The organism is Planococcus beijingensis, from assembly GCF_016820615.1.
Taxonomy (GTDB): domain Bacteria; phylum Bacillota; class Bacilli; order Bacillales_A; family Planococcaceae; genus Planococcus; species Planococcus notacanthi.
Window position 1 is genome coordinate 156,822 of sequence record NZ_JADHDZ010000004.1, and the last position, 12,393, is coordinate 169,214.

General features: G+C 44.4%; 14 protein-coding genes. 2 read left to right on the top strand and 12 right to left on the bottom strand.

Going from position 1 to position 12,393, the window contains the following annotated elements; genetic code table 11:
- Positions 1–16: 16 nt before the first annotated feature.
- On the bottom strand, positions 17–1,648 hold the full coding sequence (abc-f, locus tag IRE19_RS11730) for a ribosomal protection-like ABC-F family protein (RefSeq protein WP_203340513.1): 1,632 nt from the start codon (positions 1,646–1,648) through the stop codon (positions 17–19).
- Between the two features lie 97 nt (positions 1,649–1,745).
- Complete coding sequence (locus tag IRE19_RS11735; RefSeq protein WP_191715439.1) at positions 1,746–1,883, bottom strand: hypothetical protein; 138 nt, start codon at positions 1,881–1,883, stop codon at positions 1,746–1,748.
- A 172-nt stretch (positions 1,884–2,055) separates the two neighbouring features.
- On the opposite strand from IRE19_RS11735, the gene IRE19_RS11740 reads away from it, so the two are divergent.
- Positions 2,056–2,367, top strand: a complete 312-nt coding sequence (locus tag IRE19_RS11740) for a hypothetical protein (protein WP_203340514.1) — start codon at positions 2,056–2,058, stop codon at positions 2,365–2,367.
- A 36-nt stretch (positions 2,368–2,403) separates the two neighbouring features.
- On the opposite strand, the gene IRE19_RS11745 is transcribed toward IRE19_RS11740, so the two are convergent.
- The 9 genes from IRE19_RS11745 to IRE19_RS11785 form a co-directional block, all read right to left on the bottom strand.
- A complete protein-coding gene (locus tag IRE19_RS11745; protein WP_203340515.1) occupies positions 2,404–3,345 on the bottom strand; it encodes a magnesium transporter CorA family protein in 942 nt (313 codons plus the stop codon).
- Between the two features lie 57 nt (positions 3,346–3,402).
- Positions 3,403–3,570 carry a hypothetical protein gene (locus tag IRE19_RS11750; protein WP_203340516.1) on the bottom strand — a complete coding sequence of 56 codons (168 nt, stop codon included), beginning with the start codon at positions 3,568–3,570 and terminating at the stop codon, positions 3,403–3,405.
- An 80-nt stretch (positions 3,571–3,650) separates the two neighbouring features.
- The gene (locus tag IRE19_RS11755; protein WP_203340746.1) at positions 3,651–4,058 is read right to left on the bottom strand and encodes an NUDIX hydrolase; all 408 of its coding nucleotides are present in this window, start codon (positions 4,056–4,058) and stop codon (positions 3,651–3,653) included.
- A 175-nt stretch (positions 4,059–4,233) separates the two neighbouring features.
- Entirely contained in the window at positions 4,234–4,707 is a 474-nt protein-coding gene (locus IRE19_RS11760; RefSeq protein WP_203340517.1) for a GNAT family N-acetyltransferase, read from the bottom strand.
- Positions 4,708–4,867: 160 nt separating this feature from the next.
- The gene (tatC, locus tag IRE19_RS11765) at positions 4,868–5,722 is read right to left on the bottom strand and encodes a twin-arginine translocase subunit TatC (RefSeq protein WP_203340518.1); all 855 of its coding nucleotides are present in this window, start codon (positions 5,720–5,722) and stop codon (positions 4,868–4,870) included.
- 10 nt (positions 5,723–5,732) lie between these two features.
- Entirely contained in the window at positions 5,733–5,957 is a 225-nt protein-coding gene (tatA, locus tag IRE19_RS11770) for a twin-arginine translocase TatA/TatE family subunit (RefSeq protein WP_203340519.1), read from the bottom strand.
- A gap of 100 nt (positions 5,958–6,057) precedes the next feature.
- Entirely contained in the window at positions 6,058–7,770 is a 1,713-nt protein-coding gene (locus tag IRE19_RS11775) for a GMC family oxidoreductase (protein WP_203340520.1), read from the bottom strand.
- 19 nt (positions 7,771–7,789) lie between these two features.
- The gene (locus IRE19_RS11780; protein WP_203340521.1) at positions 7,790–8,542 is read right to left on the bottom strand and encodes a gluconate 2-dehydrogenase subunit 3 family protein; all 753 of its coding nucleotides are present in this window, start codon (positions 8,540–8,542) and stop codon (positions 7,790–7,792) included.
- A gap of 233 nt (positions 8,543–8,775) precedes the next feature.
- Entirely contained in the window at positions 8,776–9,573 is a 798-nt protein-coding gene (locus IRE19_RS11785) for a LysM peptidoglycan-binding domain-containing protein (protein WP_203340747.1), read from the bottom strand.
- 251 nt (positions 9,574–9,824) lie between these two features.
- Here IRE19_RS11785 and IRE19_RS11790 point away from each other — a divergent pair, with 251 nt between their 5' ends.
- Positions 9,825–11,324 carry a BCCT family transporter gene (locus IRE19_RS11790; RefSeq protein WP_203340522.1) on the top strand — a complete coding sequence of 500 codons (1,500 nt, stop codon included), beginning with the start codon at positions 9,825–9,827 and terminating at the stop codon, positions 11,322–11,324.
- Between the two features lie 51 nt (positions 11,325–11,375).
- Here the strand turns inward: IRE19_RS11790 and IRE19_RS11795 are convergent, their stop codons facing one another.
- On the bottom strand, positions 11,376–12,362 hold the full coding sequence (locus tag IRE19_RS11795) for an NAD(P)/FAD-dependent oxidoreductase (RefSeq protein ID WP_191715428.1): 987 nt from the start codon (positions 12,360–12,362) through the stop codon (positions 11,376–11,378).
- Positions 12,363–12,393: the final 31 nt, after the last annotated feature.

The window sequence follows — 12,393 nt, forward strand, 5'->3', positions numbered from 1 at the left end:
ACCGTCCTTCAAAAAATTATTTTGTCGGCACCATGACTTTTTCACGGGCAGCTGAATAGTTGCCCTCAAAGCGCTCAAGTGTGTTATTTTTCAGCCAGTAAGTCACTGGAAACATTTTATCCAAAAAGTAACGGTCATGAGATACCGCAATGAGTGTCCCAGGAAATTCACTTAAGGCTTCTTCCATCACTTCTTTAGCTTCCAGGTCTAAATGATTCGTAGGTTCATCTAAAATCAGCAGATTGTGGTGCTGATGCATCAACTGCGCCAAACGTAGCCGCATCCGTTCGCCGCCGCTGAGCTGCCGAACCGGTTGGAACACCATATTGCCGAAAAATAGGAACTTAGCCAGTAGGGGACGCGCTTCGTATTCGGAAACTGCAACAACATCGCGAAACTCTTCGATAATGGTTCTGTTATTGTCCATTTCCAACGTATGCTGTGACAGATAGCCAATAGACAAACCGCTGCCCAGCTTGACCTCCCCGGCATCGACTGGTTCTTTCCCCATAATCATGTTAAGCAAGGTCGTTTTCCCACTGCCGTTAGCACCAACAATTGCCGCACGTTCTCCATAACGCACATGCATGGAAATTTCATGAAATAAAATCCGTTCCCCAAATCCCTTCCAAACTTCCTCCAACAAGACAACATCTTTTCCGCTTCGTTTGTCCATACGGAAGTCCAGCGCCATCTGTTTTTTCTCCAGTACAGGCCGATCTAGGATTTCAATGCGCGCTAAAGCTTTCTCCATGCTTTTAGCCTGTCTGTGCATGCCAGCATTCGGCGGATTGGCCCGGTTCGCCCATTCTTTCAAACGCTTGATGGTTTCCTTCATCTTTTGAATTTTCTTTTGCTGATCCTGATACTGCTGAAATTCAACTAACAGCCGGGCTTCCCGCTCTTTGACATAGCTTGAATAATTCCCACTGTATTGGATCAAGTCGCCTTGATCCAATTCCCATATATGCGTCACCGTTTCATCCAGAAAATAACGGTCATGGGATACGAGGACAATCGTGCCTTTATAATGGCTGATGAATGCACCCAACCATTCAATGGCATCCAAATCTAAATGATTCGTCGGCTCATCCAAAAGCAAGAGGTCTGGTTGTTGCAGCAAAAGTTTCGCTAAGCCGATTTTGGTTTTTTCACCGCCGCTTAAATGGCCCCAGCGTTCATATTTCAGCTGTTTGATCTTCAATCCATTCAAGACTTGATCGATTTTCATGTCCAGCTCATATCCGCCGCGCTGAATAAATTCATCCTGCAACGTTCCATAGCGCGCCAATAAACGGTCTATTTCTTCCGGAGAAGCATCCTCCATCAACTTCTCCATTTTCGCCAAGTGCTCTTGCATCGTGGTCAGCTCTGAAAAAACAGCCAGCATCAGCTGCTCCACTGTCAATTCATCCGGTTCGTCGGGTGATTGCTCCAGCAAACCAATCCGGATGCCTTTTTTCCACGTGACACTTCCATCTGTCGGCTGCAAAGTCCCCGCCAATATATTCAATAATGTTGATTTACCTTCCCCGTTTCTGCCGACAAGGCCAATCCGTTGGCCTTCCATCACTTCTCCTTTTATATGGTTGAATAATTTCTGTGTCGCAAAGTGGCACAGTATTTGTTGAAATTGGCTAATGATCATCGTTCTCTTCCTTTCTGATGAAGAGACGCATGCACAACAAAAAAGGCACGCCAAGAGGCATGCCTTTGCTTAAAATCCGTTTGCAGGCAGATGTCTCTTACTGGTAAATTCCACTCCATTCAGTTAGCTGAAAAAGGACAGACTTCTCCCGTCCAGCTACCCCAGTGAAAGTAACGCCATGAAGAATGTATAGATATTCCTGACACTCCGTCATGCGCTTACCAGTTTGATTCATCTTACCCACCTCCTTGTTTTATCTCTTACATCATACAATCGCCTGCAGTTTCAGTCAACATATTGTTAGAATATTCTTTTTGTATTGCAACGAATTAAAATGTAGGTATAAATTCCTTAAAATCGGGGAAACAATACAATAACAGCACTCTAGCAGAAAGGGGAATCAGAAAATGTCCATGTACTCCAAGTTGGCTTTTGATAACGATACCCGAAAGATAGAGAAGGCCTTGAAAAAATACGAAGCCAAGAAAAACGAAGCTTTGCGTTTGCTTGCTGAAATCGATATGCTCGAAAAAATGGAAGATGTCCAGGATGCGGAACTGTGGAGACGCCAGTCGATGAAGGAAAAGCTGGTCACTGTAGAGCGACAGCGGAAAGATTTACAAGAAATGATCACCAATTATGTCGAAAAGTACGGAGATCAGGACCTCCACCGTTACACCGAACTCCTACAGGAACTCGAAAACGACAAAGCGAAATAACAAAAGCAGGAGCCTTAGATAAGGCTCCTGCTTTTTCTAGTCTTTTCCAGAAACATTTTTGCCGATGGACTGCAAGATGTCCCCCATCCATCCTTTTCGCTTTAAATAGAGGTAGAGGAAGAAGGTGGACGCCAAAATTACCAGCAAAGCGCCGACATAACCAAACTGCCATTTCAGTTCTGGCATGTTTTCGAAATTCATGCCCCAAAGAGCTCCCCACGCCATGATTGGTGTAAACAAAGTCGTTAGGACCGTTAAGGTTTTCATTATTTCATTTCCTCGATAATTGGCTACTACATTTTCAATATCGACCATATTATTGACTTCGTCTTCGTATGAATTGACGAGCATGACACAGCGCCCAATACGAACGGCAGTCCTTTGGTATTCCACTTCTTCTGTGACATTTTTCCCGAATGTCTCTTCAATTGCCATTTCAATTTCCTGAAAGCCCATAATCAAATGCTTCCATAAAAGAATTTCATGACGGACATTCTCAATTTTCCCCAAAGTCTTCTTATTGTTCTTTTCCTTGATCGCCCACAGAAGATCATGAAGACGCTCTTCAAAACTGTCGATTTTATGTAGGATGGAAGCCACCATTTCACCGAGAATGATCATCATCACTTCTACCGAAGAATTGGCCTCTTCCATTTGGCGTAGAATTTCTTCTTTCTCCAAATACGCATCTTTTTCAAAGTCAATTGCGCTGGTTACAAAGACATCCCGGGACAAGTAAAAATGGAAGACTTCACGGGAATCTTCAGATTTCGCACTTTGCCTGTAAATCAACGAACCCCATATAGACTCTTTGCCCCGCTCAACCGTATGGGTATGAAGAATATTAACGGATGGATTTTTTGATTTACCAATCCAATTCTGCATTTTTTCATTTTTCGGAAGGAATTTACGGAAGTTGTATTCTTCAGCACTTTCCTCTTCATGCCAAACCGCATGTTTGAATGTATGGTGCGGCATTATCATGACCCCTTTCGATCGCTCTGCTATATAAAAAGCAAGCCAGTACTGGCTTGCTTACTCTTTTTGCTGAGTGTTGTCCCTGTACTTTTCATTCGAATTTTCCTCATATTCCAAATCCCGATCCGGCATCGGATCCATCTCTTTTTCAGGCGGCATATTGCGGCGCGGTTCGACTTCGGGAATCAGCTCTTCGCCTTCCTTGTTTTCACGGTCTTTCTTCATCCAGAATCCCTCCTTGGATTGTTGTTATTACCGTAATTACCCGTTTTACTTTTTTTATAATCCAATAAGCCCTCAACGGCTTACTGAATTGCCAGTGTTCCAATCAGCGTAGCATCGTCAGGATAAGCCAATTCCAGCTCCTCAAGTTCAGAAATCGGTTTCCACGCTACATCAACAATCCATTCGTCGCCTTCTTGCAAAGTGATTTCGCCGCCTGTCACTTCCACTTTGAAGTAGGTGACTTCGAAAGACACAGCCGAATCTTCATATTCTCCTGCTCTCACGTTCAGCTTTTCGATAACTTGAACAGTCAAACCGGTTTCTTCGAAAAATTCACGCACACAGCATTGCTCCAGCGTTTCATTCCCTTCCACTCCTCCCGCCGGCACCGTCCATTTCTTTTCTTCTCCCGGCACACCTTGCAATACCAACAAGACTTCGTTCTTCTCATTGACACAGACGCCTGCTGCGCCTTTCCAGTTCGACATTTCCATCCAATCTCTCCTAGCCTGTTTTCGTTTGTGGCAGCCCTTTTGCATTCTCCCAAAAGATAGGCTGCCGTTTCTATTTACGTTACCATATATCGTGCTGCGCTGGGCGTTTTCCACAAGAATTCAGGACAAGACAAAACGGCTTGCGCAGGCAAGCCGTTTACTTGGGGTGTTACTCTGCCTTTTTCCGATGTTCCCGTTCTAAAACAATGCCGTGGGTGGCTTCCGGCAATCCCAGATCTCCTGAAAATCCGTTTGCCCGGTAGAAGGCATCCGCTGCAGAAGAATCTGTGCGTACAACCAATTCCCTAAAATGGCCTTGCGCATCTTTTAAAATCTGTTGCAGTAACTTTGTCCCGATGCCTTGTCGGCGGGCATTTGCGGAAATGTAGAACCTCCGAAGCCTGCCAACCCCTTCTTTATCGGAGTAAGGATCACGGTTCAAGCCTCCGATTGCGACCAATTGGTCATGATGGTCCCACACCCCATACAACACTTCGCCTGTTTTATTGAAAGTATTGCTGCCATCTTCATACTGATCCACAAGCCGTCTCAGAAAACGGTAGCCTTCTGCTTCGCTTTCTTCTACCAGCTTTGAAACATCCACTTTTTTTAAGTCTTCAATTTCTGTAATTTTCACTGCCATGTCTCATCCTCCTCATTATGGATAACTACTTTCCACTTACGGATTTTCTGACATTCACTTGCTCTTTCAGTGTATAGCAGTTAAGAAAGGATTACCAATAAATATCAGAATTTTCTTTTAATTATAACTAAAAAGGCTACATAGCTGCAGCCTTTTTTGTTTAGAGAACCGTATCTTCAATTGCAGCTTTTTTGTCTTCTGTTTTCTTGATGATAAAGATACTTGCTTCATATAAACCGGCCATCGGAATCAAGACCAACAACTGACTTAAAAAATCCGGTGGTGTAATCAATGCTGAAACAATCGCTAGAACAAGATAGGACCATTTTCTGACATTTTTCATTGAACCCGAAGTCAGTACGCCGATAGAAGATAGAAACAAGGCAATAATCGGCATTTCAAAAAGCAGCCCTAAAGGAACGGTCGTCATAATCAAAAAATGGATATACTCGTTTGCAGAAATCATGACGTCGAAATTGGCCATCCCCATACCGATCAAAAATTGAAAACTCAATGGGTTGACGATGAAATAGCCAAATGCAATTCCTAGCACAAAAAGCAACAGCATGACCGGAGAATACAGGCCAAGAAAGCGCGCCTCTTTTTCTTCAAGGCCAGGTTTTACAAATTGCCAAATGAAATGAATCAGAAATGGCAAGGACAGCCCGAGAGCCAATGTTGCAGAAATAGAAGTATAGAATTTAATAACTTCCAGCGGCCCTAAAATGACCAAATCATAACCTTTAACAATGTAAGGAAACCAGAAGTTTAACGTGGAGAAAACGACCAGCAAAAAAAACAAGAACACAATCGCGCTTTTAATCAATTGTTTCCTCAAATCTCCCAGGTGGTCGACTAAGGTTTCTACTTGCATTCCGGGCTCTTCCACTGGAGGTTCCGGCTTTTTGATGGGAGGCTCCGGCATTTTTCTCTCATTCTTTTCTATAGGCTTTTCCGGCTGCACCTTTTTTTTACGCAACGGACTCGTTAAGTTTCTGTCTCCATACGGATCCATTTAACCACCTTCATAGCTTGTCAGATTTTTTTAACTCCTTGTCTTCAACCGTTTCTTTTCTCACGACTTCCTCGTCATCGTCATCCATCAGCCCTTTGGTCGAACGCTTGAACTCAGAAAAGGTTTTGCCGACTGCCCCACCGATTTCGGGCAACTTTTTGGGCCCAAATATAATTAACACAATGACCAGTATAATAATCAGTCCTGGTACACCAATTGACGCTAATCCACCCATGTTGTTTTTCCTCCTTTATCCCGCTTTAACGGTCAGTATGGTTCAACTAACACTCAGTGGAGGAGAATAACTCTCCTCTGAGCGAAATTCTTTTCTATTACTAAACAAGTGATCCGCCTTCGCGACTATAGCGGATAACACCTTCTGCGCAGCGGTAAGCCAATGCCCCAACGGTTCCCGTCGGGTTGTAGCCTCCATTGTGCGCAAAATTCCCGGCTCCTACGACAAATAAATTTTCCGCATCCCAATGCTGCAGGAAATTATTGACGACACTAGTACCCGGATCGGCACCCATGATGGTTCCTCCAGTATTATGGGTAGTCTGATAAGGAACAATGTCATAATCTGATATTGGATTGCCGCCGACTACTGTTTTCGCACCCATTTCCTGCATGATTTCGCCCGCTCTTTCCGTCAAATAGCTGTGGAGCGCACGATCCTGATCCGTGAAATTATAGGTGAGCTGCAGCAATGGCACTCCGTAGATGTCTTTATAAGTTCCGTCCAGCGCCATATAGTTTTCTTTATGCGGCATGGAAGCCCCCTGGCCGCCGATGCTCAACGATCTGGTATAGTTTTCAATCGATGCACGTTTGAAATCTGCACCCCAAGAAGGCGTATCCGGCGGGATTGGATTGTGCAGAATCGGACGGGAACCGGTTTGCGTGATAGATAAGCTGGCACCATGTATGAAGTCAAGGTCAGAATGATCAAAAGAGTCCCCATTAAAGTCATCTACCGTCATTCCCAGAGCGCCTGCTCCCATAAAGGTATTCATCTGTTCATCAAAGAATCCAGATGCTCCCGGCAAGATCTGATAGGCATAGTTTTTGCCCAGCGTCCCCCGGCCTGTTTCCGGATCGTATTGTTCGCCAATTTGAGACACCATCAGCAACTTCGCATTATTCATCATATAACTTGTCAGAACAACCACATTCGCCGGTTGAATGAATTCCTCAAAAGTCTCTGTATCAAAATAGCGTACCCCTGTAACTCGGTCGCCTTCCTTCATGATTTCGACAACGTTGGCATTAAACTTGATTTCGTAGTTGCCTGTTTCTTTCGCAGCTGGCACAACGGTAATTTCCGGAGAGGTTTTTGCGCCGTACTCGCAACCGAAACGTTCACAGAATCCGCAGTATTGGCATGCGTTGATTTGCTGTCCGTCGGGATTTTCATAAGCTTCTGACAGATTGGCTGATGGCATCATGAAAGGCGACAGCCCCAAGTTGGTAGAAGCTGTTTCAAAACGCTGCAGAATCGGCGTTTTTTTCATCGGCGGTGTCGGATAGGGGCTAGACCGTTTGCCCCAAAACGGATTGTTATCCTCGCCAGAGATGCCCGCGGTCTTTTCAAAACGGTCAAAATACGGTTCCAATTCATCATAAGTGATTCCCCAATCCTGCAGGGTATATTCAGCCGGAAGTTTATTAGCCCCATACTTTTCATCGGTCATCGTTTTGATTTGAAAATCATAAGGAAGAAAACGCCAATTTTGGCCGTTCCAGTGAGTGCCTGATCCCCCTAATCCTTCTCCCAATAAAAAAGAACCCATCTGACGCATCGGCAATGCACGCTGCTGCCGATTATTGCGGAAAGTGACAGTTTCCCGTGATAAATCCTGCATCAATTCATAACGAACTGCGTAGCGGTATTCATCGTGAACAATGCTGAAATCCGCTGTTCCCCGTTCGCGTCCACGTTCCAGCCCTACTACTTTCAGTCCTTCTTTGGCACACTCAGCGGCAATGATTCCCCCTGTCCAACCCACTCCTACCGTAACTACATCCACGCTGTCTAAAGTCGTTACCATGCAAGTTCCCCCTTTTCAATTAATGCTCCATCCCCAGTGATTGAGGTTCGATTTCTACAAAATCTTCACTGTCAATTTCATTGATATAAGCTGCTTGGTGGCCTGGGAATCCTTTCATCTTCCAACCTTCCATATTGTGATTGCCGCCGTATATCGGATCTGCATAAGCTCCTTCTAAAGTAGCCTGCCTCAACAGACGGAAAAAGAACAACGAAGTCGTACCTCTCATTTGAATTTCATCCTCCTGGAAAGCTGTCAGAATTTCATCCATCTGCCCACCTTCCAAGTCTACAAAGTTGGCATTAAAACGGCTTTGAGCTTCCTGTTGCATGATCTGGATTCCTTGTCGGAACATTTCATTTCGCTTTAAACGGCTTTGGTAGCCTTGCGTTGTTTCCCCTTCATAAAAAGGACCTTGCATGTATTCCTTCGAATTTTCACCATAGCTGCCCGCTAACTGCTGATCGATAAAATAAGCGACACCTAAACCAATTGCACCTGGCCCTAAATCGTCTTCCGGAAAAATTCGTTCAGTAGCTTGGTTCAATATTTCAAACTCCGCGTTGTTTTTGAAGAATGTCAGCCCCCTGACCCCACCTGGGGATCCTGTTGATCCTTGCGGAGTTCCGGGTGCAGTGGATGCTGAGTCCTGCTGGTTGGTATTGGCCCCAATCAGACCTCCAATAATGCCGCCGCCAATTAAAGCTCCTGTCGCGATTCCTGAGGTCTTCAAAAAATCACGCCGTGAAAAATTTTTGTCTTTTTTCGCCATTTTTCTGTCCCCCTTTATTTTAAAGAAAATTCGTAATATTAAATACTATACCCTATCAAAAAGTTCTTATTCATTAATCTAAAATAAATTTATTTCAAATATAAGGAAGCAGCTGCATTGAACTTCAAAAAAAAGAAACGATTCCCGGGTAACTTCAGGAATCGTTTCTCTTAAAATTTTGAACATAAAAAAGCCAAGGGATTGGTCACCTCGGCTGTGTAGCAATACGAATATTAGTTAAGAACTTTAATAGTAATATTTTTGCGGCCAAATTCTAAAGCGGCTCCCTGTGAAGGAATAAAGACATCAATTTTATTGCCTTTGATTGCTCCGCCGGTGTCTCCAGCGATAGCTTCTCCGTATCCTTCAACCCAAACTTTAGAGCCTAAAGGAATTACTGAAGGATCAACTGCGATTACTTTTTGGTTTGGATTTGAACGTAAGTCAATTCCAGTTGCTGTAGTTCCTGAGCATCCTGCGCAATAAGCTGTGTAAGCTGTCGCAGAAACAGTCATTGTTTTACCTGATTGAGATGAAGCGGCTGCCGGTGCTTTTTGTGCAGGAGCGCTTGCTGTTTTTGGAGCTGGTGCTGGTGCTTTTTCTTTAGCTGGTGCTGCTGCAGTTTTAGCTGGTGCTTTTTCTGCTGCTGTGCCGCCTTTAACGGTTAACGTTTCGCCTGGATAAATCATGTATCCAGAAATGCCATTCCAACTCATTAAGCTGTCTAATGGAATTCCATGTGCGTTGGCGATCTCTGCCAATGTATCTCCCGATTTAACTGTATATGTTGAGTTGTCGGCTTTCTTTTCTGATGTTGCTTGTCCATCGACTTTTAGTTCCTGGCTTGGCAAGATTAAATCGGATGAAAGGCTGTTTAACCCTTTTAGGTTTTCTACTGATACGTTCTTATCTTGTGAAATACCCCAAAGAGTGTCACCTGGCTGTACTGTATAAGATGATGCACTTGCTGACGTTGCTGCTCCCACACTTAAAGCTGCGATAGCAGTTAGTGTAACGATTTGCTTTTTCATAAATTGAAATTCCTCCTTTTCACTAACTTGAACGATCATAACACCTCCACATTGCAGGAACATGACAGAACGGCAGATGGAAGATAACAATTTCATGACACGGAATGGTGTATTGTTACATTCTGTAATAAAACTAATAATTATCGTATTTTATTTTGTGCTGGGAAGCTAAACAACAAAAACAGTTTAGTAGAGGAATATCAGGGAATATGTAAATGTTAATTAAAGAACAGTTTATAGGGGGAATTCGTTTGAAGAATGTAACATCGGTTTTTTGGATTGCATTATCAGTATGTATGGGCTTGGTTGTTTGGGGATTGTCCTCGCCTGCAGGATTCAAATCACAAACAGGGGAATTGACAGCCGCAATTTCCAGCACATTCGGTTGGTACTATCTTTTGACCGTTTTCCTGATACTTGTTTTCTGTGTGTATTTGATTTTCTCCAGATTTTCCAATTTAAAGTTGGGAAAACCTGATGATAAACCCGAATTCTCCCTGCCCTCCTGGTTTGCGATGCTTTTCAGTGCCGGTATGGGAATGGGCTTGGTTTTCTGGACAACAGCTGAACCGATTTCCCATGCCTTCATAAGCGCTCCACGCTCCGAATTGGGGTCCGATCAAGCAATCCAGGAAGCGATGCAATTCTCTTTTTTCCACTGGGGTCTGCATGCTTGGGCAGTTTACGGAATCGTCGCATTGGTTCTGGCTTACTTTAAATTTCATAACGATGCCCCAGGATTGATCAGCGCCACTCTTATTCCCTTATTCGGGAAAAAGCTGATGGCTGGCCCACTTGGGAAATTGATTGATACGCTGGCTGTCTTCGCAACAGTCATCGGCGTCGCATCCACGCTTGGATTCGGATCTGCCCAAATGAATGAAGGGATTTCCTTCCTGTTTGGAACACCGAATAACTTCGCTTTTCAGATGCTGATCCTTGGAGTTGCCACGGTTCTTTTCATTGCTTCTGCCTCGTCCGGAATCGGCCGCGGCATCAAGTATTTAAGTAACATAAACATGATTTTGGCATTTGTCCTTCTTTTGCTCTTATTGATTGTCGGACCGACGCTCTACATCTTCAATTCGTTTGCAGATGCGATTGGCGGCTATTTAACCAATTTCTTCTCCATGAGCTTTAATCTCGAGCCGATCAATGAAGAACGCCGCGCTTGGGTTGACGGCTGGACGGTATTTTACTGGGCATGGTGGATTTCCTGGGCACCATTCGTCGGCATTTTCATTGCCCGTATTTCCCGGGGACGCACAGTCAAAGAGTTTATGCTCGGGGTACTGCTGGTGCCTTCGCTGGTATGCTTCATCTTTTTCGCGGTGTTCGGCGTTTCCGCATTGAACCTGGAGCAGAACAACATTGCAAAAATTTCCGATTACAGTCTTGAGACGGCCACATTCGGTGTTTTGCAATATTATCCACTTGGCACGTTGCTATCGATCATCACCTTATTCGTCATTGCCATCTTTTTCATCACCTCTGCCGATTCAGCGACATTCGTGCTTGGCATGCAAACAACGGGCGGCATGTTGAACCCGCCGAATTTGGTGAAAATCACATGGGGCCTTATTCAATCAGCCGTAGCAGCCATCGTTATTTATACAGGCGGCACACAAGGCCTGCAAAACTCATTGATCATTGCAGCCCTGCCCTTCTCGGTGGTTATCATTTTAATGGGTGTTTCTTTCCTTAAAGCCGCCTCATTAGATCCATTGGCGAAAAAGAATAGAAGACATTAAAAAAACCCAAAAAGATCCGGCGCATTTTAATGCGCCGGATCTTTTTGGATTTTATTTAAAAACGCTTGTACTGTGTAATGGTTGAACTTTCGATTTCGGATCCAGATAAGACTTCGCATTATTAATGGCTGTCGGTGCTTCGCCGAAGCCTACAGCGATCAGTTTGACTTTGCCTTCGTATGTGGCAATATCGCCTGCAGCGTAGATGCCTGGGATACTGGTTTCCATCTTAGAGTTGACGATGACCGAGTTTTTATCCATCTCGAGTCCCCATTCCTTGATGGCACCTAATGATGTGATGTTGCCGTAGTTGACGATAACGTGGTCTACGTCAAGACGTTCTTCATTGCCTTCTTTATCGACCAGCACAAGCTCGCTGATTTGGCCATTTTCTCCAACCAGTTCTTTCACGCCGTAAGGTTTTTTCACTTCCACTGTCGAGGCCATCAAGACATCGATGTTTGCCTCATGCGCTGTCATTTTGTCTCGGCGATGGCTCAACGTTACATGGGATGCTACATTTTCAAGCATCATCGACCAGTCGACAGCTGAATCGCCGCCGCCTAAAACGACCACTTTTTTATCGCTGAAAACAGTCAGGTCCTTAACTCCATAATGAAGCGTTTTGCCTTCAAAAGCTTCACAGCCTTCTACTGCCAATTTGCGCGGCTGGAATGCCCCAACTCCCGCAGTCAACAAAATAGCTTTTGTGTAATGCAGGCCTTTGTCCGTCTGAATGACAAAATGATCTCCGTGGCGTTCTGCAGCTGTTACGGTTTCTTCCAGACAAATTTCCGGATCGCCATATTTTGCTTGCTGGACTAAATTGTCCACCAAATCTTTTGCCAGCACTTTTGAAAATCCACCTACATCGTAAATGAATTTATCCGGATACAATTCAGTAAGCTGTCCGCCAAGCTGCGGCAAACTATCCAGAATTTTTACTTTCATTTTGCGCATACCGCCGTAAAAGGAAGCAAACAAGCCAGTTGGCCCGCCGCCGATAATCGTTATATCAAAAACTTCGCGTTCTTCCATTTATAACACTCCTAATCTACTCAATAACTAT

Coding starts and splice junctions, on each gene's coding strand:
- abc-f (WP_203340513.1), bottom strand. CDS start 1,648: ATGATCATTAGCCAATTTCAACAAATACTGTGCCACTTTGCGACACAG.
- IRE19_RS11735 (WP_191715439.1), bottom strand. CDS start 1,883: ATGAATCAAACTGGTAAGCGCATGACGGAGTGTCAGGAATATCTATAC.
- IRE19_RS11740 (WP_203340514.1), top strand. CDS start 2,056: ATGTCCATGTACTCCAAGTTGGCTTTTGATAACGATACCCGAAAGATA.
- IRE19_RS11745 (WP_203340515.1), bottom strand. CDS start 3,345: ATGCCGCACCATACATTCAAACATGCGGTTTGGCATGAAGAGGAAAGT.
- IRE19_RS11750 (WP_203340516.1), bottom strand. CDS start 3,570: ATGAAGAAAGACCGTGAAAACAAGGAAGGCGAAGAGCTGATTCCCGAA.
- IRE19_RS11755 (WP_203340746.1), bottom strand. CDS start 4,058: ATGTCGAACTGGAAAGGCGCAGCAGGCGTCTGTGTCAATGAGAAGAAC.
- IRE19_RS11760 (WP_203340517.1), bottom strand. CDS start 4,707: ATGGCAGTGAAAATTACAGAAATTGAAGACTTAAAAAAAGTGGATGTT.
- tatC (WP_203340518.1), bottom strand. CDS start 5,722: ATGGATCCGTATGGAGACAGAAACTTAACGAGTCCGTTGCGTAAAAAA.
- tatA (WP_203340519.1), bottom strand. CDS start 5,957: ATGGGTGGATTAGCGTCAATTGGTGTACCAGGACTGATTATTATACTG.
- IRE19_RS11775 (WP_203340520.1), bottom strand. CDS start 7,770: ATGGTAACGACTTTAGACAGCGTGGATGTAGTTACGGTAGGAGTGGGT.
- IRE19_RS11780 (WP_203340521.1), bottom strand. CDS start 8,542: ATGGCGAAAAAAGACAAAAATTTTTCACGGCGTGATTTTTTGAAGACC.
- IRE19_RS11785 (WP_203340747.1), bottom strand. CDS start 9,573: ATGAAAAAGCAAATCGTTACACTAACTGCTATCGCAGCTTTAAGTGTG.
- IRE19_RS11795 (WP_191715428.1), bottom strand. CDS start 12,362: ATGGAAGAACGCGAAGTTTTTGATATAACGATTATCGGCGGCGGGCCA.